We start from the raw sequence: 19484 nt of genomic DNA on the forward strand, positions 1-19484 counted from the left end.
GAAAAGGGTAACACCATGACCACCAAGCTTTCGCTTGCAAACCTCGACGCCATCAAGGCCACGGCGACCGTTCCGGCTTTCGAGCGATCCGCGCTGAGCGCCGGGATCGTCCATTTCGGCGTCGGCAATTTCCACCGCGCCCATCAGGCCGTCTATCTCGACGATCTGTTCAACACGGGCCGCGATCTCGACTGGGCGATCGTCGGAGCCGGCGTCCTGCCGTCGGATGCCGCCATGCGCGACAAGCTGGCCGGGCAGGATTATCTGACCACCGTGGTCGAGCAGGACAACAACCGCTCGGCTGCCCGCGTCACCGGCCCCATGATCGACTACCTTGCGCCGGGCAACCCGACCGACACCATCGCCCGTCTTGCCGATCCGGCGATCCGCATCGTCTCGTTGACGATCACCGAAGGCGGCTATTTCATCGATCCGGCCTCCGGCCACTTCAACCCGCAGCATCCGGCGATCGTTGCCGATGCGGAAAACCCGGATGCGCCGAAGACGGTGTTCGGCCTTGTTATCGCCGGGCTCAAGGCACGTCGGGAAAAGGGCATCCAGCCGTTCACGGTCATGTCCTGCGATAACATTCCCGGCAATGGCGAAGTCACGCATGCCGCCGTTTCCGGTCTTGCCCGCCTGTCGGACGCAGGGCTTGCCGACTGGATCGACGCCAATGTCGCCTTCCCGAACGGCATGGTCGACCGGATCACGCCGGCGACGGGTCCGCGCGAAATCGGGATCGCCGCCGATGATTACGGCATCGACGATGCCTGGCCGGTGTTCTGCGAGGAGTTCAAGCAGTGGGTGCTGGAGGATCATTTTCCCGCCGGCCGGCCCGCGCTCGAAACGGTCGGCGTCCAGTTCGTGGCCGACGTCGCGCCCTACGAGCTCATGAAGATCCGCATTCTCAATGGCGGACATGCGGCGATCGCCTATCCCGCGGCGCTGCTCGACATTCACTTCGTGCATGATGCGATGGAGGAGCCGATCATCCAGGCGTTCCTCGAAAAGCTCGAGCATGACGAGATCATCCCGATCGTGCCGCCCGTGCCGGAGACCGATCTCAAGGCCTATTACAAGCAGGTCGAGACGCGTCTCTTCAACCCGAAGATCGGCGATACGATTCCCCGTCTCGCGCAGGATGGGTCGAACCGGCAACCGAAGTTCATCCTGCCCTCGACCGGCGACCGCCTGCGCCAGGGCCTCGACGTCGTGGGGCTGGCGCTGGTCTCTGCCCTCTGGTGCCGCTACTTTGCCGGCACGACCGACAGCGGTGCGGCCATCACCTTCAACGACGCCAGTGCCGACCGGCTGCATGAAGCGGCGGTGAAGGCGAAGGACGATCCGATGGCGTTTCTGGCGCTTTCGGACATCTTCGGCGAGGTCGCGCAGTCGGAACTTTTCGCCAAGCGTTTTACTCATGCCTTAAAGACGCTATGGGAGCAGGGCACGCGCCAGACGCTGCAGCTGTATCTCGACGGAAAACTGACGGAGTAAGATCATCATGGCCGCACCCGAACTTGTCATCTTCGATTGCGATGGCGTGCTGGTCGACAGCGAGCCCTTGTCGATCGATGTGCTGGTGCGGGTGCTGCGCACCGCCGGCGTCGAGATGGACGCCGACGAGGCCACCGAGCGGTTTCTCGGCAAGAGCCTGATGACGATGACGAAGATCCTGCACGACGACTTCGGGCTGCAGTTGGACGAGCCGTTTCTCGAAGACATGCGGCGCGACCTTTATCAGCGGTTCGAAACGGAGCTGCAGCCGATCGCCGGGATCGCCGGTGTTCTCGACCATCTGGAGGTGCCGCGTTGCGTTGCGTCATCGAGCCAGATGGAGCGAATCCGCCTGTCGCTGACCATCACCGGGCTCATCGACCGACTGGACCCGCATATCTTCAGCGCGACCATGGTCACCAACGGCAAGCCGGCGCCTGACCTCTTCCTGCATGCAGCCGGGGTAATGGGCGTGGCGACGGACAAGTGCATCGTCATCGAGGATAGCCCGGCCGGCATCGTCGCGGCGAAAGCTGCCGGCATGCGCGTCTTCGCCTTCACGGGCGCCTCGCATGCCCGCACCGAGCGGCATCTCGGTGCCATTCGTGCGCTTCAGCCGGATGCGGTGTTTGACGATATGCGCGAACTCATCCATCTTGTGGCCAAAGAACAAAAGCGGGATGGACACCCAGGCTGACGCACCGCATCGCTTCCAGCATCGACCTTGCGACACCGGCGAGCCCTCGGACAGCGCCGGGCGCCTGTTCGTTGTCCGGAGCCTGGCCGACCATGCGTGACATGACGGGTGCGACATGGGCGATCTGATCGTCGCAGTGGATATCGGCACGGGCAGCGCGCGGGCAGGGATCTTCGATGCCGCCGGTGGCCTTTTGGCGCGGGCGGATTATCCGATCCTCATGAACCGGCCGGAAGAAAACCACGCCGAGCACGATTCCGAAAATATCTGGTCGGCGGTCTGCATTGCGGTGAAGACGGCGCGTGCCAAGGCGGGCGTTCCCGCCGAGGCCATCTCCGCCATCGGCTTCGATGCGACATGCTCGCTCGTCGTGCGCGATCATGACGGTGCGCCGCTGTCGGTCAACCGCAAGGGTGATCCGCGCTGGGACACGATCGTCTGGCTGGACCACCGTGCGCTGGCGCAGGCGGACGTGTGCACCGCGACGAAGCATCCGGTGCTCCGGCATTCCGGCAGCGTCATGTCGCCGGAAATGCAGATGCCGAAGCTCCTCTGGCTGAAGCAGACCCTGCCGGAGCAGTGGGAGCGGATCGGCTATCTCTTTGACCTCGCGGATTTCATGTCATGGCGGGCGACGGGCAGCACGATGCGGTCGCGCTGCACGCTGACGGCGAAGTGGAATTATCTGAGCCATGCCGGCGGCTGGCAGCCGGACTTTCTCGATGCGATCGGCCTCGACGATCTTCTGGAGCGCGGGAGCCTTCAGGCCGAAGCTTCGCCGGTCGGGTCCCCGATCGGGGTGCTCACGGCGGAGGCGGCGGCCGATCTCGGGCTTCACGAGGCCTGCCGGGTTGCGACCGGTCTCATCGATGCCTATGCCGGCGCGATCGGCGTGCTCGGCCAGTTCGCGAACCGGCCGGAGGTGCTGGAGCGGCAACTGGCGCTCATCGCGGGTACGTCGAGCTGTGTTGTCGCGTTCTCGCGCGAGATGCGCGCCGGCTTCGGCATGTGGGGCCCCTATTACGAGGCCGGTTTTCCCGGGCAATGGCTGATCGAAGGCGGGCAGTCGGCGACCGGGGCTTTGCTCGACCATGTGGTGCGCAGCCACAGTGCCGGCGGCGAGCCGGACGCGGAAATCCATGCGCGGATCGTGCTCCGCATCCAGGAACTGCGTGCGGCCTACGGCACGGACTTCGCTGCGCGGCTGCACGTGCTGCCGGATTTTCACGGCAACCGCTCGCCGCTTGCCGACCCGCATGCGCGCGGGGTCATCTCCGGTCTCACGCTCGACAGTTCTTTCGACGCCCTCTGCCGGCTCTACTGGCGGACCTGCGTCGCCATCGCGCTCGGCGTGCGCCACATCCTCGCGATGATGAAGGATGCCGGCTATCACGTGGATACGCTGCATGTGACCGGCGGCCATGTGCGCAACCCGCTGCTCATGGACCTCTACAGCGATGCGACGGGATGCCGTGTCGTTGTGCCGGAAACCACGGATGCGGTGCTCCTGGGAACGGCGATGGTGGCCTCCGTTGCCGGTGGCGTTCACGCGGATCTGGCGGACGCCGGCGCGGCGATGAGCCCGGGCGGTTTCGCACGCCAGCCCGACCCCGCGATGAAGGCTGTCTACGACCGCGACTACGAAAAATTCCTCAGCCTGTACCGTCACCGGGCGGAGTTGGAGGCGGATTGAACGTCTCACCAGCGACTATTCTAGGCGTCGCAGAAAATTTTCAAAAAAGATGTGGAGCCGGGGAACCAATGTCTGGACGGCGTGTTTATTAGACGTCCGGACCATGGTTCTCATCGCCCCCAATGAGAACCACCCAAGAATATCCGGCTTCCAACTCACATGCCCCCTCGGTGAGTTGTCGAATACAGCCAGTGCCTCCCCCCGGCACTGGCTGTTTCTTTTTCAGCTTCAGAAAAATCACATCGCTGCGCCGCTACGTCATCGAAAGCACAGTTGCGATATCCAGATCGTATGAAGGCCCGTCTAATCCTCGACGGAGGTGAGGATCTCGTATTCATGCGCGGGGATCGTCAGGTGATATTCGATCCGGTCCGCAGAGGTGATGTAGAGGGCCTTTCCGGCAACGGCGATGGGCACGACGCGTTCGAGAACGGTCCGGGCGAAGCTCGGCTCATCGTGGTCGCGCGTGTGGTCAGCCTCCGGAAGATGTTCGATCCAGGCGAGCTCAAGGGCGGGCTTGTCATTGAAGACGGTCTCAAAGCAGTCAAGCGTCAGCGAATTCACGCCGGCCGCGATGGCGCCGTGGGAGGCGGAATTGACGATGAGTTCGTGCAGCGCGAGGCCGATGTGCAGCGCGGCATTGGGTGACAGATGCGCATTGATGCCGGTGGCGACGATCGGCATGCGGGGTTCGGGCCAATAGGCGGCGAACTGCTTTTCGGCCAGCGCGAAGAGGAACGCGCCCCGCCAGCTGGAATCGGTCACGAGATCCTGCGAATAGGCCAGCGACTGGATGCGCCCGCGGAACTTGACCATGAAACTTTCGAGCGAAAGCGCCTGACGCGCCGTCTGGGTCGCGATACCCTGGATGATGGCGAGCAGGTTCTTGGAGCGGTGGCTGAGTTCCCGAAGGAGGGTCTTCAGGACACGCTCCCGGTGACGGGTTTCCGATATGTCGGTAATGACCGAGAGAATGCCATCCGTGCCGTGTGTGGTGATCCGCTCCAGATCGATCCGGAAGGTCATCAGGCCTGCGGGGGAGGGAAGTTCGACCTCCATGCAGTCGTCTTCGGCGGTCTCGAAGACAGTTCTCTTCAGGGCCAGCAACCGGTTGCCGTCCTCATCGCCGAGAACGCCGATGTCGCCGTTTTCGGAGAGAAGGCCGCTCAGTCGGTCGGGCAGATTGCCGGAAAGAAGAACGTCGAGAGCTTCGGACTGGAAGATGTAACCCGCGCCGGTTTTCTTCACGACGCGGTCGAGCAGTCCTATACTCTCTCCAGCTTCGGCGGCGTTGATCTTGCCGGCTGGAGATGTTGAACTGCTTGCGCTGGTCACGCGGGATGCCTCTTCATTCACTACAATACAGGGCGGCTGACGCGTTAACGAGGCAAAGCCGGGTCCGTTCCATCATTGTTATGATGTTGCGACGATGCCGGCTTGAACGACCGATGCGAAAAGCCGCGCCCGGAAGGGCGCGGCTCGTCGACACTGTGCAAGCATATGCTGCGGATCCTCAGGCAGCGGCCTGGGTCGATTCGTTGAAGAACAGGGCCTGGCTGATCAGCGCCTTGACCATGTCGGGATTGAACGGCTTGGTCACGAGGAAGGTCGGTTCGGGACGCTCGCCTGTCAGGAGGCGTTCCGGGAAGGCGGTGATGAAGATGACGGGAATGGCTGCGCTGCGCAGGATCTCGTTCACTGCGTCGATGCCCGAGCTGCCATCGGCCAGCTGTATATCGGCCAGCACCATGCTCGGCTGCGTCGCATTGAAGAGGGCGATGGCCTCGTCGCGCGTGCGGGCGATGCCGGTGACACGGTGGCCGAGGCTTTCGACCATCTGCTCGATATCGATCGCGATCAGCGGTTCGTCCTCGATGATCATGATGTCGGTTGCGACCTGACGAGAGATTTCCTCGGATGCCCGCTCGATCAGCTGCGCCATGCCGCTTTCCGACGTTCCAAGAACCTCAGCAGCTTCGCTGGTGCGGAAGCCTTCGACGGACACCAGCAGGAAAGCCTGCCGGGCGAGGGGAGAGACGGATGCGAGGTTGATGGAGGCGCGCTTTTCCCACGCGAAGGGTGAAACGGGCTCGGGAATCAGGACCGAGGAGGACCCGAACAGCTTGGTGTAAAGCTGGAATAGCGCGACGCGGTCGCTGCTTGCCTCCGGGAAAATCGACATATCCGAGATCAGCGCCTCCAGGACAGCGGCGACATAGGCATCGCCCGAGGTCTGGGACCCCGTCAAGGCGCGGGAATACCGGCGCAGATAGGGCAGGAACGGAGCGATCCGGGTAGACAATGACATTCAAAAACTCCCTCAATCCGGCCGAAATCTTGGCCATGACAGTTATGGGAACGTTGATCCAAAAAAAAGGTTCCGTTGCGGGAACAAATTTTTCCGTCATGCATTTAGGGTCCGATCACCACGCGAGGTATTTCGTATTCATGACCGATAAAACTGGGGCAAGTTCCGGAGCCGGCGAGCCGGTCCGGTCCGACAATCCACATGCGCAGATCGCAACGAAGTTACGCGCGCTATATGTTTCCGTGCAGGAGGAAGCCATTCCCGATCGTTTTCTGGATCTCCTTGAGCAACTCGACGCCGTCGAGCGTCGTCACGTTCCGGACGGTGCGAAATGAGTACCAAGATGTCGGCTGAAGAACCCAGTTTCAAGCGTGAAATGCTGGCCGCCCTGCCGAGCCTGCGCGCTTTCGCCATGTCGCTGATCGGACGTCACGATCGCGCCGACGATCTGGTGCAGGATACGATCATGAAGGCCTGGGCGAAACAGGATCACTTCGAGATGGGCACCAACATGAAGGCTTGGCTGTTCACGATCTTGCGCAACGAGCTTTACAGCCAGATGCGCAAGCGCGGCCGCGAGGTGCAGGACAGCGACGGTTTCTTCACGGAGTCGCTCGCCCAGCATCCGTCGCAGTATGGGTCGCTGGACCTGCAGGATTTCAAGCGCGCACTGAATATGCTGCCGCCTGACCAACGTGAAGCCATTATTCTCGTCGGCGCTTCGGGCTTTTCCTACGAGGAAGCGGCAGAGATCTGCGGTTGCGCCCTCGGGACCATCAAGAGCCGCGTGAACCGCGCCCGCCAGCGCCTGTCGGATATTCTGCAGGTGACGGGCGAGAACGAATATGGGCCGGATGCGACATCCGCGCCGCTGACGTCGCGCGCCTTCGTTTCTTGAGGCAATAACTGATTACCCAATGTCTGTCGGCGCGTTTTCGGACGCGCCGATTTTTTGACCTTGCGTCTTTCGCCATTGCTGTCGCGCGCAGGATCATGCAGATTCCGGTCGAACCGATTCAACCCCGCCGACCATCCCTTCGGTCCTGGGGATGCCGCAGGCGAGTGTTGATGACTGAGACGAAACCGGATTTGCTGCCAGATATCCCTGCGATCATTCTGGATCAACGCAGGCTTGCCGCCCTGCGGTCGCTTCAACCGGGACGTCTCGGCATGTCGGCCGAATTCCAGGAAATCGTGGAGGTTGCCGCCGGCATCTTCGACGCACCCGTGGCGCTCCTGACCCTCATCGACGACCGGCGCGAATGGGTGATCGCCCGTGTCGGGACCGACCTTTCCGAGATCGATGCGTTCACCTGTTTCGGCGCGCATGCGGTGGCGACCCATCCGGCGGCGCCTTTTGTCGTGCGGGATGCGGCCAGCGATCCCCGGTTCGCCACCCAGCCTTGCGTGGCGGATGGCGTGCGCTTCTATGCCGGTGCGCCGCTGCTGGTGGAGGGGCATGCCGTGGGCATGGTCTGCGTCATCGACCGAGTGCCGCGCCTCGATGTGCCGGAGGCGCTGACGGCGCAGTTGCAGCGTCTGGCGCGCATCGCATCGCGCCTTATGAGCTTCAAGGAGGATGCGCGCGCTCGCGCCGCGCGGGCCGAGGTGCTCTCGCGTGACGAGAAGCGGCATGCACAAGCGCTGGAGGCTGCCAATGTCGGCAGCTGGCTCTGGGACGCGGAGACCGGACAGGTGACCTGTAATGCCGCGATGTCGCGGATGTTCGGTGTGACCGCGACAACGATGAGCGCGCGCGACATCATCGGCTTCATTCACCCGGAAGATCGGGCCGGCATGCTGGACAATCTGCGCGCCGCGATGACCGAAGATGCGGAATATGCCAGCACGTTTCGCGTCGAGACGACGGGCCGCTGGGTGCTGGGGCGTGGGCGTGTGCACGAGCGCGATGCCTCCGGCAAGCCGAAGAGCTTTCTCGGCGTCAATATCGACGTTACGGCCGAGCAGTCCACGACGCAGCGCACGCGTCTGCTTCTGCGCGAGCTCAATCACCGGGTCAAGAACACGCTGGCCATGCTGCAGTCGCTCGCCCGGCAGACCTTGCGGCAGACGAGCGATCCGCAGGAGTTCATGACGGCCTTCGCCGGACGCCTTCAGGCGATCTCCGAGGCGCATGGTCTGCTCTCAGACCACGAATGGGGCGAGATCCGGCTGGCGGCGCTGCTTAAGAAACAGCTTTCGCCGCATGTGCGGGATTATGAGGCTCAGATCGAGATCCATAAGGACGAGATTCTTCTCGGCCCGGACCAGGCCGTGGGCCTCGGCCTTGTCCTCCACGAACTGGCGACCAACGCCTATAAATACGGTGCTCTCTCGGTTCCCGATGGGCGTATCGTCATCACGGCACGAGGGCATCAGGAAGAGACGGGGCGTATCCTCAACCTGACCTGGACCGAAGTCGGTGGTCCCAAGGTGCAGGCGCCGAGCCGGCGCGGCTTCGGCTCTATCCTGATCGAGCGGAGCCTCGACAAGGTCATGGGCAGTTCGGTGAAGGTGGAATATCTTGCCGCCGGCGTGACCGCCCTCGTACGGCTTCCTCTGTAAAGAGTGCCAATGTTGCGGACGTAAAAAAGGCCCCGGAGGGCCTTTTTTCATGTTCGCATATGGATGCTGGAGCCTCAGTCGTCATGGCGTCCGCGTGTGACGCCGAGGAGGGCACCGACGGCCATGGCGACACCCGCTGCCACAAGGGGCTTACGGCGGAAAACGGTCAAAGCTGTGGTGACAGCGACGTTGGTCTTCAGCTGCGACTGGCGGCGACGCTCGGCCGCGCGGCGCTTTTCAGCGGAGGCCATGGCTGACATGATGATGAACAGAATGACGGCGATGGCGATGAAGACGCCGCCCATGATCAGCGTTGCCGGGAGCATGCCATAGGCATCAGCAAGCGCAATCGTGCCTGCGACGAGCAGGAAAACGTAGGCGGTCAGGAAGAAGACGCCGGCGATCGCCATGAAGATGGCGTTGCGTTTCGTCCGTGCGACGATCGTTGAAATGTCAGTGAGTACGACGCCCGACAGTAGTGCCGCCAAAGACCCCATGCAAATTCTCCCTCAAACCCTGAAAAGCCGCCCCTCGGGGAGGGACGGCGTCAAAAACCGATAACGGTGCCTTAGCGGCGCGACAACGCAATAATGGCGATGCCGAGCGCTGCAATGGCGCCGACGGTGGCGAGGGGATGTTCGCGCACCGTGTGGCGCACCTGACGCTCCGTTGAGGCGTAACGGTGACGGAGATCGGAGAGAAGCTGCTCTGCGCCATCCATCACGTCGGAAAGGCCGTTTTCAGCCTGACCGCGCACGTCGCTGGCGCGCGAGGACAAGGTGTGGCTTGCCTTGCTGCCGCGCTTGGAGACGAGATTGGCGAGCGATGCGATGTCGCTACGCAGATCGCTCAGCTGATCTTCGATAGCGCCACCCAAGAGGTGCTGACGCTTGCGGCTGGACGAGCTGGAAAACAGACCGAGAGACATGATTTACTCCTTAGTTGCCGCGGGTTCTACGACGCCGGTCGGAACAGCCCGACCTTGTGCACCGCAAACGCGGAGAACGGCGTTTTGTTCCCGGCAGGGTGCCTTGAGGGCACACTTTGCCGGGATGAGGCAGCCAAGGAAGGCGTCTAGAGGATGGCGGTTTGCGGCAGTACGAAGGGGATGCCGGCGGGGGGCAAGGCGCTGACGCGCATCGGGCAGCCGAAGACGGTTTCCATCGTCTCGTCGGTCAGGACGGATACCGGAGGACCTGCTTCGACCACGCGGCCGTCCTTCATCATGACGATGTGATCGGCGAACATGGCCGTCAGGTTGAGATCGTGCATGATCGCGACCACGCCGCCGCCGCGCTGGCAATAGTCGGCAGCCAGCCGCATGATGGTCAGCTGGTGGCGGATGTCGAGGCTGGAGACCGGCTCGTCGAGAAGCAGGAAGGCCGGGCGTCCGTCGCGCACCGGTTCCCAGATCTGGCTGAGCGCCCGGGCGAGCTGCACGCGCTGCTGCTCGCCGCCGGAAAGTTCCTGGTAGAACCGGCCGGCAAAACCGCCGAGATCGACGGCTTCGAGAGCATCCTGCGTAATGCGATCCACGAGGCCGGGATCGGCAGGCATGCCGTTCGCGCGCGTCGTGGACGCGCCGACGGTGAGGCCCATGCGCACGATCTCGCGGACCGTGAAGGGAAAGGAGATGATGCTGGCTTGCGGGAGAACGGCGCGCCTCGTCGCCAGCTGCCACGGCTTAAGGCTGCGGATGTCGTCGCCGCCGATCAGGACGCGGCCGTCGCAGGCGATCTCGCCGGCCAGCGCCTTCATCGTCGTCGTCTTGCCGGAGCCGTTGGGGCCGACGATCGCGGTCAGCTCGCCTGCCCGGGCGGTGAGGCAGACATCATGAAGGACGGCCTTGCTGCCAAGGCGAACATGCACATTGAGCGCTTCGATCATCGGCGTCACAAGCCCATCTGCGTGCGGCCGCGCAGCAGGATCCAGAGGAAGAACGGTGCGCCCGCAAAGGCGGTGATGATGCCGATCGGCAGTTCGGCCGGGGGCACGATGGTGCGGGCGACCATGTCGGCGACGATCAGCAGCGTGCCGCCGAGGAGGGCGGAGGCCGGCAGGAGATAGCGATTGTCGGGGCCGATCAGCAGGCGCAGTACATGCGGCACGACGATGCCGACGAAGCCGATGCCGCCGCTGACCGCGACGGCCGCGCCCGTGGATGCGGCGACGGTGACCACGGCCACCGTCTTCAGGCGCTGGACCGGAACGCCCATGTGGAAGGCCGCAGCTTCGCCGAGCGTCAGGGCGTTGAGGCCGCGTGCGAGAAACGGCACGACGGCGAGCGAGAGCAGGATGATGGGTGCGGCACCGGCGATTTTCGCCCAGCTGGCGCCGGCGAGAGAGCCGAGGCCCCAGAAGGTGAGATCGCGCAACTGCTTGTCGTCGGCGACGAAGATGAGCACGCCCGTGACGGCGCCGGCAAGGGCTGCGAGCGCGACGCCGGCCAGCAGCATGGTGGCGACGGAGGTCTGCCCGCCCCGCGTCGCGATCCGGTAGAGGAGGAAGGTCGTCAGCAGGGCGCCGAGGAAAGCGGCGACCGGAAGCGCATAGATCCCGACAAGCGCGAAGAGCGGGCCGAAGACGGACGCGCCGAGCACGATGGTGAGCACGGCCCCGAGACCCGCACCGGCGGAGACGCCGACAAGGCCGGGATCGGCCAGCGGATTGCGGAACAGGCCCTGCATGACGGCGCCGGAGACGGCAAGTGCCGCCCCCACCAGCAGGCCGAGGACGGCGCGGGGCAGGCGAATGTCGAGAATGATGATGCGATCACGCAGGCTGAGCGCGGCCTCTGCGGTTTCCGTGCCGGTGAGCCAGCGCAGGAGGTTGCCGATCGACGCATCGGCGGCACCTGTCATGACCGAGGCACCGAAGGCGAGGATGGTGATGCCGACGAGCGCCACGATCAGCAGCCGCGCAAGGCGCGAGCGATCGCCCGCCGCCCAGTCTGCCCGGATGCCGGCAAGAGGAGAGAGGCGCGGTGCCGGAGCGGTCTGGCGGCGCTGGGACGGCTGCGGGTCAGGGGCCATGATATCGCCCGTGACGGCGTTACTGGGATGCATTCGCTTTTCCGTAGATCGCGCCGTTCAGCTCGCGCACGGCGCTGGCGGTGCGCGGGCCGAAGCCGAGGAGGTGGAGGCCGTCCATGCGGATGACGCTCTTCTTCGCAGCAGCGGGCGTCAGCGCCAGCGCGGGCTGCTTGAACAGCTCCTCGTCGGAGGCGCTGTGCGATCCGCCGCGCGTCATCATCAGCACGAGATCCGGCTTTGCTTCGATGATCGCTTCGTCGGTGACGGGCTTGTAGCCCTGAAACGTGTCCGTCGCGTTGATGGCGCCCGACAGTTCGACGATGGCATCGGCCGACGTGCCTTGGCCCGCGGCCATGATCTTGCCGCTCTGCATGCTGAGGATGAAGAGAACGCGCTTGCGCTCTGCGTGCGGCCGGGCATCGGCGGCGGCCACGGCTGCATCGAGGTCGGCCTTGACCGTTGCGGCCAGCGCGCTCGCCTTGTCTTTCACGCCGAGGACGGCACCGACGCGCTCGATCTTGGCGACGATGCCGGCACCGTCATAGCGTTCCGGTACGGTTTCCATGGGGATGGCGGCGTTCTTCAGGACGGCAAGCGTCTCAGGCGGGCCGCTGCCTTCGACCGCGAGGATGGCGGTCGGATTCGTCGCCATGATGCCTTCCGGCGAGAGCTGGCGCATGTAGCCGACATCGGGAACCTCCGTCGCCGCTTCGGGGTAGATGCTGGTGGAATCGCGCCCGACCAGCCGTTTCTCCTCGCCGAGCGCATAAATGATCTCCGTCACGTCGCCGCCGACGGAAACGAGACGGGAGGTGTCGATGGGCTTGGCATCCTGCGCCACGGCCTGTGTGACTGCAGCCAGAGGCACTGCGAGGATGAGGAGGGCGAGACTGAGAGGCGCAAGATCGGCGCGCAGCCGGCGGTCGAAACGCAGGGTCATGAGACGGTCCTTCAGGCAGCGACGGTGAGATCGAGGCGCGGCAGAGCCTCCATGATGGAACGCCATTCCTCGCGTTCGGCGACGCCTTCCTTGCGCTTGCCGAAGAACTGGATGACCATTTCGCCGCGGGCGTCCAGCGCCTCCAGCGATGTCACATGGCCATCGGCCGTCGGCTTGCGCACCGCCCAGATCTCGGCGAGCTGGTCCGTGCGCAGATGCAGGTGAAAGGTGGGGTCCATGACGTTGAGCCAGGGCCCCATGGTCTTGATGTTCTCGACCGGGCCGGAATGGATCTGGATGATGCCCTGATTGCCGACGAAGCACATCAGCGGCAGGGCCACTGCTGCCGAGCCGCGCATCATCGCCTCGACGGCGCTGCCATCGAGCTGCCAGGCGTAGTCATCGCCGATCGCGTGCAGGGCGGCACGGCGCTCGATCTTCAGCTTGCGCAGCAGGCCGTGGAACTGGTGCGTGTCGGTCATACTGCTCCAGCCGTCGCGCAGGCCTTCGAGATCGACGGCTTCCGTTTCGGTCACTGAGACGGGCGCGGGCACTTCTGCGATGAAGGTTTGGGACTGATCCTCCAGCGCAAATTCCTTCACAAGGCGGTGATAGGCTTCGAGATTGGAGGCCGGGCGCAGGTGTACCTTGTGGACGGCGGTGCCGTGGCTGTCGAAATACTGCAGGCTGCGACGAACGTCCTCGCCATCCGTCTTGGTCACGGCGAAGGCATGTGCCCAGGCGCCCGGGAATACACGAAGGTCGATGTTCTCGCCAAGCACGATGGACGCGCCTTTGCCGGTCTTCGGTGTTTCGAACAGGCCGATCTTCTCGTGAACGGCACTTTCGTTGCGGGTCAGCGCCATGACTTCGCCAAGCTGCGGTGCGAACTCCAGCAGGCGGTTGGCGTCCGAATCGATCCGGATCGCCGTCAGCCCGCATTCGGCCGCAACGAGGGCCGCTTCCGAAATGCCGAGCTGTGCGGCGATCTCGCGCTCGCGCATTTTCGGGTGTTCAGCCCGGTAGGCGCGGATGTCTGCGGGAGAGGGACGGTTCGGTTCGGTCATGATTCACTACCTGCTTAAACGGCATTTTTCGGTCGGAAGACGCTGCTTTTCCGGGCATCGGGACGCCTTCTATCTTGACTTCATAACTCATCTTTTAATATGGACGCAATACGCCAGCAACGTTCCCTCGTGGACGACGTGCCGGCCCAGACCATCGTCCCGGAGTTCCGCACCATGATCCGCCGCCCCTTGTCGCTTATCGTTGCCCTTTCCTCGCTCGCGCTGATGACGTCGTTCGCGCCCGTCTTCGCACAGGGCGCCGAAACGGCCGTTGCCGGGCTTTCGGTCGAGCTGAACGATGTTGCGACCTCCGAGCGCGGCTGCAAGCTGACCTTCGTTGCAGGTAACGATTTGGCGCAGCCGCTGTCCAAGGTCTCGTTCGAATTCGTGTTGTTCGACCAGAAGGGACGTGTCGAGCGGATGGCGGTGCTCGACTTCCGCGACTTGCCGGCCGGCAAGACCAAGGTGCGGCAGTTCGACCTGGCGGGAACGAAGTGCGATGCGCTCGGCAGCCTGCTGATCAACGACGCCCCTGTCTGCACCGGTGAGGGCATCGACAAGGGTGCCTGCATGCAGGGTCTGCGGACCGGCTCGAAGTCGACCGTCGGGCTGAAGGGCTGAGGGGAAGGATTGGAACGCGCGATGAAGAAAGCGGCGAAATGGGCTCTGGCCCTGTCAGTCTCGGTAGCGGCCCATGCCGGTGCGGCGATCGCCTTCCTGCCGGATGCGCCGCCGCCGCCCTTTGCCGCGACGCAAGGCGGGGAAGAGATGCAGATCGCACTTCTCGGAAACGCGTTCGAGGATACCGTCGAGTCGGGCGCGATCTCCGACACAATCACCCCGGTTGAAACGCCGCCCGACGACGTTGCCGCGCTCGAACCCGAGATGACGGAGAGCGAGACGCCGACGCCGACCGAGACGGTTTCCGAGGTGGTGCCGGAGACGGTTCCGACCGAGGCCGACGTCATCCTTCCCGCAGATGCAGAGCCGCCAGTTGTCGCCGAGGAGCCCGAGGTGGTCGCTTCGCTACCGCCCGTTGCGACGGTGGTTCCCGAGACTCGTCCCGAAACGCCGCCGGAAGTGGCGGAGAAGCCACCGGCACGCAAGCCTGCGCCTGTGAAGAAAGCCGAGGTCGAGAAGCCGAAGAAGAAGCCGGCGCCCGTCAAATCCGGCAAGGAAGGCCAGTCGGAAGCCGGCGCCAACAAGGGTCGGGAAGATGGCTCGAAACTGGCGGCTGCGACCTCCGCTGGCAAGGGGACGAGAGCCAGCTCGGCGGGCGATGCGTCGTTCTCGAATTTTGAGGGCAAGGTTCGCAGCGCGCTGCAGCGGGCCGTTCGTTATCCATCCCGCGCCGAGAGCAACGGCGTGAAAGGGGTGGTTCAGGTACAGTTCGTGCTTGCGGCCAATGGAAGCGTAAGCGGCTTGAAGGTGACCAGAAGCAGTGGCTCGCCTGTGCTGGATTCTGCGGCGCTCGATGCCGCACGCCGTATGCGGTCCCCGAAAATTCCGGAAGCATCCGGAAAATCGACATGGCTTTTCAACGCTCCGATCTCGTTCACGCGCTGAGGCTTCACGCTGTCGATGACGTTTGCGTGAGCGGACGTTAAAATATGACAAAAACGATCATGTTTTAACTTTACTCTTTTTATCAAGTTTACTAGGGTCGCTGCAGAAGAAGCGGCGCGAGACGTGCCTGCAGATGGAACCCGGAGATCCACCATGGGCGACAAGCGTCAGCAGCAGCGGACAAAACAGAAGCGTTCGGCGACCACCCCGGCACCTGCAGCGCCGGCCGTGCAAGAAGCGCTGAACGTTCGCAGCTTCCTCTATGTCGGCGGGCGGGATTGTCAGGTCGCGCATCTGCGCCAGATCGCCAGCAATTTCGGTGCGGAGCTGATCCATCACGATGGCGGCCTGCGCGAGGCCGTTTCGCGGATCGACAACGTTCTTCCCTCCGTCGATTGCGTCTTTTGCCCGATCGACTGTATCAGCCACGATGCCTGCCTGCGGGTGAAGACCGGCTGCAAGAAGTTCGGTAAGGCCTTCGTGCCGCTGCGCAACGGCAGCAAGTCCAGCCTCGAACGTGCGCTTCACGACATGCAGGCGGCACGCTCGCGCGCGAACTGACGCGGAACGGATTTTCCATGCAGGACGATACTCTCTTCGCTTTTCTGGGGCTTCAACCGGCCGAGGCGCTTCCCGAGCTCCGCGCCTTGAGCGAGGCGCCGATGGCGGGTGCCAACGTCGTTCCGTTCCTGCCGCGCCGGGCACGTTCCTGTCATCAGGGGGTTGCGTCCGGGCCGTGCGGCGTTATCGTTCGCTTCCCGCAGCGCGGCGAACCTCACGCGCCGGAGACCGTTACGAAGGGAATGTGAAGCGATGTATTTTGCCATGAACCGGTTCCGGATTGCGCTCGGCCAGGAAGAGGCCTTCGAGGCGATCTGGAAGAATCGCGATTCCAGCCTGGCCGAGAACCCGGGCTTCAAGGAATTCCGGCTGCTGCGGGGCGAGACGGTCGCGGACGAAGGCTACACGTTGTTCGTCTCGTCTTCGACTTGGAACAGCCACGACGATTTCGTCGCCTGGACCAAATCCGAGAATTTTCGCGCGGCCCACCGCAATGCCGGCGAAAATCGCGCGCTCTATCTGGGTCCGCCGAAGTTCGAAGGCTTCACCGTCGTAGACGGTGCGTGAAGAGCCTGCCGAATTGATTCCGGCAGTTTTGCCAAGCCTATGACATCATTGGCCTTTGCCGTGTGACGGTGAAGGCCGATTTGCTTTCAGGCCTTCTTCGGCAGGATGGCGCCGACGGCAATCAAAGCCCAGCCGAGCATCATGAGCATGCCGCCAAGCGGCGCCGACATGGGGAAAAGCCCGCGGCCCGCCACATGCCGCAGCACGAGATCGCCTGCGAAAATGGCTGTCCCCAGCGCCATGGCCGCGCCGGCGGCAGGGGCGAGGCGAAGGCGGGAACCGAGGCCTGCCAGTGCCAGCAGCGCCGGGGCGTGCGCGAGACACATTGCGGAGGCGCCGCCGAGGAGGCGGGGATCCGCGCCGTGCGATGCCGCTGCGGCAAGCGCCACGCCGGAAAGGCCGAGGAGGCCGGCGGCGACCGGGAACACGGCCATTAGCAAGGATTGCAGGCGCTCGGCCATCTCTCAGCCCTCCCGGTTGTGCATGTGATGGGCGAGCCTCGTCACCGGCTCCAGAATGATCCTGCGAAGCTCGGGATGTTCGACGCTTTCTTCCAGCGCCTTTTCAAAGCAGAAGAGCCAGCCTTCGATTTCTTCCGGGCCGATGGAGGCTGCGAAATGACGACGGCGCAGCATCGGATGGCCGTGCTTGTCGGTATAGAGCGGCGGCCCGCCGAGCCATCCCGTGAGGTAGTCATAAAGCTTCGCCTCGCTGCCCGCGAGCGATGGCGGGTGGACGGCGCGGCAGGCGGCAGCCTCCGGCGCCGTATCCATGATCTCGTAGAAGCGGCGCGTCAGGGTCCGCAAGGCGTCGTCGCCGCCGATCGCGTCGTAGAGAGTGGTGGTGCGGGCGTCTTCCATGGCGGGCATTCCGGTCTCAGGCAGGGGCGTCTTCACATCTGCGATGAGCGTCTTAAACCCGATTTGCAGAGACGAGAAGATTCTCCAGCCGATTCAATTGGTCGCTGCTTCGCGCTCTCATGGTGAATCGGGGCCATGCTGCGGAGTGTCAGAGACTTTCTCCGATCCAGTCCTCATGCCCGTGGCGAATACGGATCACGAAGATACTCCCGTCATCACCGACCCGATAGACGACGATATGAGCCTTGAAAGGATGGATCCTGACAGGCGGAAAAATCTCGTGGCGCTCACGCGACATTCGAGGGTTCGAGGCTATGAGTTCGAGCACAGCAAAAAGCTCGTCGTGATATTGCCGGGCAACCAAGGAGCCGAAGACGCGGACGCCTTGTTCGGCGATTGCGACGATATCCTCTTCCGCTTCGACAGAGAGGTTAAACGGCATCAAGCGCGTCTGCTGGCGTCGTTGGCACGACGAACGGCTGCGGCAAACAAGTCGTCTTTCGATCGGGTCCCAACACCGCTCTCGATTCCGTCATCGACAAAGCGTTGCATTTCGGCAATTTTGTCCGTGCGCGTTTGATCCCTGCGGATAAGGTCCCGAACGTAATCACTTGCATTCGCATACCGACCGGTCTTGGCTTGCGCTTCGACCCACTCTTTCATCGGGTCCGGTAGAGACACATTCATCGTTGCCATTCGAGTCTCCTTCTCGTTCAGGATACGTCTCGATGGCAAACTTTGTCAAACTGACGGATCGTGCAAACAGTGGTCTTGACCGGGCATCCGGCGGAACCCAAGATCGACTTTCCCCCGTACGGAGATCGCCTTGAGTCCCTTGATGCTCTACGCCGTTCTGATCGTCGCCATCGTCTTCGAGGTGCTCGGCACCTCGGCCATGCAGGCAGCCCAGCACTTCACGCGGCTCGGGCCGACGCTGGTGATGGTCGGCTGCTACGCGATTGCCTTCTTCTGCCTGTCCTACACGCTGCGCGCCATTCCCGTCGGCATCGCCTATGCCATCTGGAGCGGCCTCGGCATCGTGCTGATTTCGGTCGTCGGTGTCGTTGCCTTCGGGCAGCGGCTCGACCTTCCCGCCGTGCTCGGGCTCGGGCTGATCATCGCGGGCGTGATCGTCATCAACGTGTTTTCCAAATCCACATTCCACTGAAGGTCGGGTCTGCTTAGAGCCGTATGGGCGCATCTTGCACCCTGCCGATGTTCGTTCTATCGCTGAGCACTGCAAGCGCTTTGGAGGGGCGCCCGGATGCGTGTCCGGAACCTTTTCGGCCGTTGGGCCTTGCTTTTGCTGGGGCTGTTTCAGAGTTTTCAGGAGATGATAATGACTATTCGTGCCGTCGTCTGGGGCGAGAACATTCACGAGCATACGAATGCGATCGTCGGAGGCGTCTACCCCAACGGGATGCATACCGCGATCGCCGCAGGCCTCAACGAGCATCCGAACATCGAAGCGACGACAGCCACGCTGCAGGAGCCGGAACACGGTCTCTCCGAGGCGCGTCTTGCGAAAACCGACGTGCTTCTCTGGTGGGGCCACAAGGCTCATGGCGATGTCGAGGACGAGATCGTCGAGCGCGTAGCGAAACGCGTCTGGGAAGGCATGGGCCTGATCGTGCTGCACTCCGGCCATTTCGCAAAGCCGTTCAAGCGCCTGATGGGCACGCCCTGCGCACTGAAATGGCGCGAGGCAGGCGAGCGGGAGCGGGTCTGGGTCGTCAATCCGCGCCACCCGATCGCCGAGGGTCTCGACGACAATTTCGTGCTTGAGAACGAGGAGATGTATGGCGAGCAGTTCTCCGTGCCGGAGCCGCTGGAAACGGTGTTCATCTCCTGGTTTGCGGGAGGCGAGGTGTTCCGCTCCGGCCTGACCTGGCGGCGCGGTGCCGGCAACATCTTTTACTTCCGTCCGGGCCACGAGACCTACCCGACCTATTACGATGCCAATGTGAAGACGGTGCTGAAGAATGCCGTCCGCTGGGCCTACAACCCGCAGGGCGCGCTGACATCGATCCACGATGCGCCGAACGTTCCGGTCGAGCGGGCGCTGGAGCCGATCTTGGAGCGCGGGCCGCGTCTGCACAAGGCCGGCGAAGAGGGCTACAAGTGATGG

Annotated in this window: 25 protein-coding genes; 13 read left to right on the forward strand and 12 right to left on the reverse strand. The window is 63.4% G+C overall.

Annotated features, from left to right (window positions below):
- The first annotated feature begins 15 nt into the window (after positions 1–15).
- The 3 genes from C8J33_RS00750 to C8J33_RS00760 all read left to right on the forward strand — a co-directional run bounded on the left by C8J33_RS00750 (position 16) and on the right by C8J33_RS00760 (position 3890).
- Positions 16–1500: a mannitol dehydrogenase family protein gene (locus C8J33_RS00750; RefSeq protein WP_132662712.1), complete on the forward strand. Its 1485-nt coding sequence runs from the start codon at positions 16–18 to the stop codon at positions 1498–1500.
- Between the two features lie 7 nt (positions 1501–1507).
- Positions 1508–2197 carry an HAD family hydrolase gene (locus tag C8J33_RS00755; protein WP_132662713.1) on the forward strand — a complete coding sequence of 230 codons (690 nt, stop codon included), beginning with the start codon at positions 1508–1510 and terminating at the stop codon, positions 2195–2197.
- 115 nt (positions 2198–2312) lie between these two features.
- Entirely contained in the window at positions 2313–3890 is a 1578-nt protein-coding gene (locus tag C8J33_RS00760; protein WP_132662714.1) for an FGGY-family carbohydrate kinase, read from the forward strand.
- A 303-nt stretch (positions 3891–4193) separates the two neighbouring features.
- Here the strand turns inward: C8J33_RS00760 and C8J33_RS00765 are convergent, their stop codons facing one another.
- Entirely contained in the window at positions 4194–5225 is a 1032-nt protein-coding gene (locus tag C8J33_RS00765) for a sensor histidine kinase (RefSeq protein ID WP_245507027.1), read from the reverse strand.
- A gap of 178 nt (positions 5226–5403) precedes the next feature.
- A complete protein-coding gene (locus tag C8J33_RS00770) occupies positions 5404–6198 on the reverse strand; it encodes a response regulator (protein ID WP_110801774.1) in 795 nt (264 codons plus the stop codon).
- Positions 6199–6338: 140 nt separating this feature from the next.
- Between C8J33_RS00770 and C8J33_RS00775 the strand changes: the two genes are divergently transcribed.
- The 3 genes from C8J33_RS00775 (at position 6339) to C8J33_RS00785 (ending at position 8763) form a co-directional block, all read left to right on the forward strand.
- Positions 6339–6533 (forward strand): NepR family anti-sigma factor, encoded by a 195-nt coding sequence (locus C8J33_RS00775; RefSeq protein WP_092936330.1) that lies wholly within the window; start codon positions 6339–6341, stop codon positions 6531–6533.
- Positions 6534–6541: 8 nt separating this feature from the next.
- Positions 6542–7096, forward strand: coding sequence for an RNA polymerase sigma factor (locus tag C8J33_RS00780; RefSeq protein WP_092985587.1), 555 nt, complete (start codon positions 6542–6544; stop codon positions 7094–7096).
- Between the two features lie 170 nt (positions 7097–7266).
- A complete protein-coding gene (locus C8J33_RS00785; RefSeq protein ID WP_132662716.1) occupies positions 7267–8763 on the forward strand; it encodes a sensor histidine kinase in 1497 nt (498 codons plus the stop codon).
- A gap of 74 nt (positions 8764–8837) precedes the next feature.
- On the opposite strand, the gene C8J33_RS00790 is transcribed toward C8J33_RS00785, so the two are convergent.
- The 6 genes from C8J33_RS00790 to C8J33_RS00815 all read right to left on the reverse strand — a co-directional run bounded on the left by C8J33_RS00790 (position 8838) and on the right by C8J33_RS00815 (position 13802).
- Positions 8838–9260, reverse strand: coding sequence for a phage holin family protein (locus C8J33_RS00790; protein ID WP_110801772.1), 423 nt, complete (start codon positions 9258–9260; stop codon positions 8838–8840).
- Between the two features lie 71 nt (positions 9261–9331).
- Positions 9332–9691 (reverse strand): hypothetical protein, encoded by a 360-nt coding sequence (locus C8J33_RS00795; RefSeq protein ID WP_132447735.1) that lies wholly within the window; start codon positions 9689–9691, stop codon positions 9332–9334.
- 146 nt (positions 9692–9837) lie between these two features.
- A complete protein-coding gene (locus C8J33_RS00800) occupies positions 9838–10650 on the reverse strand; it encodes a heme ABC transporter ATP-binding protein (protein ID WP_132664403.1) in 813 nt (270 codons plus the stop codon).
- Between the two features lie 5 nt (positions 10651–10655).
- Entirely contained in the window at positions 10656–11828 is a 1173-nt protein-coding gene (locus C8J33_RS00805; RefSeq protein WP_245507028.1) for a FecCD family ABC transporter permease, read from the reverse strand.
- Positions 11815–12735: a heme/hemin ABC transporter substrate-binding protein gene (locus C8J33_RS00810; protein WP_132662718.1), complete on the reverse strand. Its 921-nt coding sequence runs from the start codon at positions 12733–12735 to the stop codon at positions 11815–11817. Before C8J33_RS00810 ends, C8J33_RS00805 begins: the two co-directional genes overlap by 14 nt.
- An 11-nt stretch (positions 12736–12746) precedes the next feature.
- Positions 12747–13802 carry a hemin-degrading factor gene (locus C8J33_RS00815; RefSeq protein WP_110801769.1) on the reverse strand — a complete coding sequence of 352 codons (1056 nt, stop codon included), beginning with the start codon at positions 13800–13802 and terminating at the stop codon, positions 12747–12749.
- Positions 13803–14027: 225 nt separating this feature from the next.
- On the opposite strand from C8J33_RS00815, the gene C8J33_RS00820 reads away from it, so the two are divergent.
- The 5 genes from C8J33_RS00820 to C8J33_RS00840 all read left to right on the forward strand — a co-directional run bounded on the left by C8J33_RS00820 (position 14028) and on the right by C8J33_RS00840 (position 16496).
- Entirely contained in the window at positions 14028–14423 is a 396-nt protein-coding gene (locus tag C8J33_RS00820; RefSeq protein ID WP_245507121.1) for a hypothetical protein, read from the forward strand.
- A 21-nt stretch (positions 14424–14444) separates the two neighbouring features.
- On the forward strand, positions 14445–15368 hold the full coding sequence (locus C8J33_RS00825) for an energy transducer TonB (protein WP_110801768.1): 924 nt from the start codon (positions 14445–14447) through the stop codon (positions 15366–15368).
- A gap of 153 nt (positions 15369–15521) precedes the next feature.
- A complete protein-coding gene (locus C8J33_RS00830; RefSeq protein WP_132662720.1) occupies positions 15522–15929 on the forward strand; it encodes a DUF2325 domain-containing protein in 408 nt (135 codons plus the stop codon).
- A gap of 17 nt (positions 15930–15946) precedes the next feature.
- Complete coding sequence (locus C8J33_RS00835) at positions 15947–16177, forward strand: hypothetical protein (RefSeq protein ID WP_132662722.1); 231 nt, start codon at positions 15947–15949, stop codon at positions 16175–16177.
- 4 nt (positions 16178–16181) lie between these two features.
- The gene (locus C8J33_RS00840) at positions 16182–16496 is read left to right on the forward strand and encodes an antibiotic biosynthesis monooxygenase family protein (protein WP_132662724.1); all 315 of its coding nucleotides are present in this window, start codon (positions 16182–16184) and stop codon (positions 16494–16496) included.
- A gap of 86 nt (positions 16497–16582) precedes the next feature.
- On the opposite strand, the gene C8J33_RS00845 is transcribed toward C8J33_RS00840, so the two are convergent.
- The 4 genes from C8J33_RS00845 to C8J33_RS00860 form a co-directional block, all read right to left on the reverse strand.
- The gene (locus C8J33_RS00845) at positions 16583–16957 is read right to left on the reverse strand and encodes a DUF423 domain-containing protein (protein ID WP_132662725.1); all 375 of its coding nucleotides are present in this window, start codon (positions 16955–16957) and stop codon (positions 16583–16585) included.
- Between the two features lie 3 nt (positions 16958–16960).
- Entirely contained in the window at positions 16961–17356 is a 396-nt protein-coding gene (locus C8J33_RS00850) for a group II truncated hemoglobin (RefSeq protein WP_132664406.1), read from the reverse strand.
- 148 nt (positions 17357–17504) lie between these two features.
- The gene (locus C8J33_RS00855; RefSeq protein ID WP_132664407.1) at positions 17505–17798 is read right to left on the reverse strand and encodes a type II toxin-antitoxin system RelE/ParE family toxin; all 294 of its coding nucleotides are present in this window, start codon (positions 17796–17798) and stop codon (positions 17505–17507) included.
- Positions 17798–18052 carry a type II toxin-antitoxin system ParD family antitoxin gene (locus C8J33_RS00860; protein WP_132662726.1) on the reverse strand — a complete coding sequence of 85 codons (255 nt, stop codon included), beginning with the start codon at positions 18050–18052 and terminating at the stop codon, positions 17798–17800. Before C8J33_RS00860 ends, C8J33_RS00855 begins: the two co-directional genes overlap by 1 nt.
- 139 nt (positions 18053–18191) lie before the next feature.
- Here C8J33_RS00860 and C8J33_RS00865 point away from each other — a divergent pair, with 139 nt between their 5' ends.
- Together C8J33_RS00865 and C8J33_RS00870 are read left to right on the forward strand one after the other, a co-directional pair.
- Positions 18192–18524 (forward strand): SMR family transporter, encoded by a 333-nt coding sequence (locus tag C8J33_RS00865; RefSeq protein WP_422038017.1) that lies wholly within the window; start codon positions 18192–18194, stop codon positions 18522–18524.
- Positions 18525–18695: 171 nt separating this feature from the next.
- Positions 18696–19481, forward strand: a complete 786-nt coding sequence (locus tag C8J33_RS00870) for a ThuA domain-containing protein (protein WP_165929697.1) — start codon at positions 18696–18698, stop codon at positions 19479–19481.
- Positions 19482–19484: the final 3 nt, after the last annotated feature.

It is taken from the genome of Rhizobium sp. PP-CC-3G-465 (assembly GCF_004343445.1).
Lineage (GTDB): Bacteria > Pseudomonadota > Alphaproteobacteria > Rhizobiales > Rhizobiaceae > Ferranicluibacter > Ferranicluibacter rubi.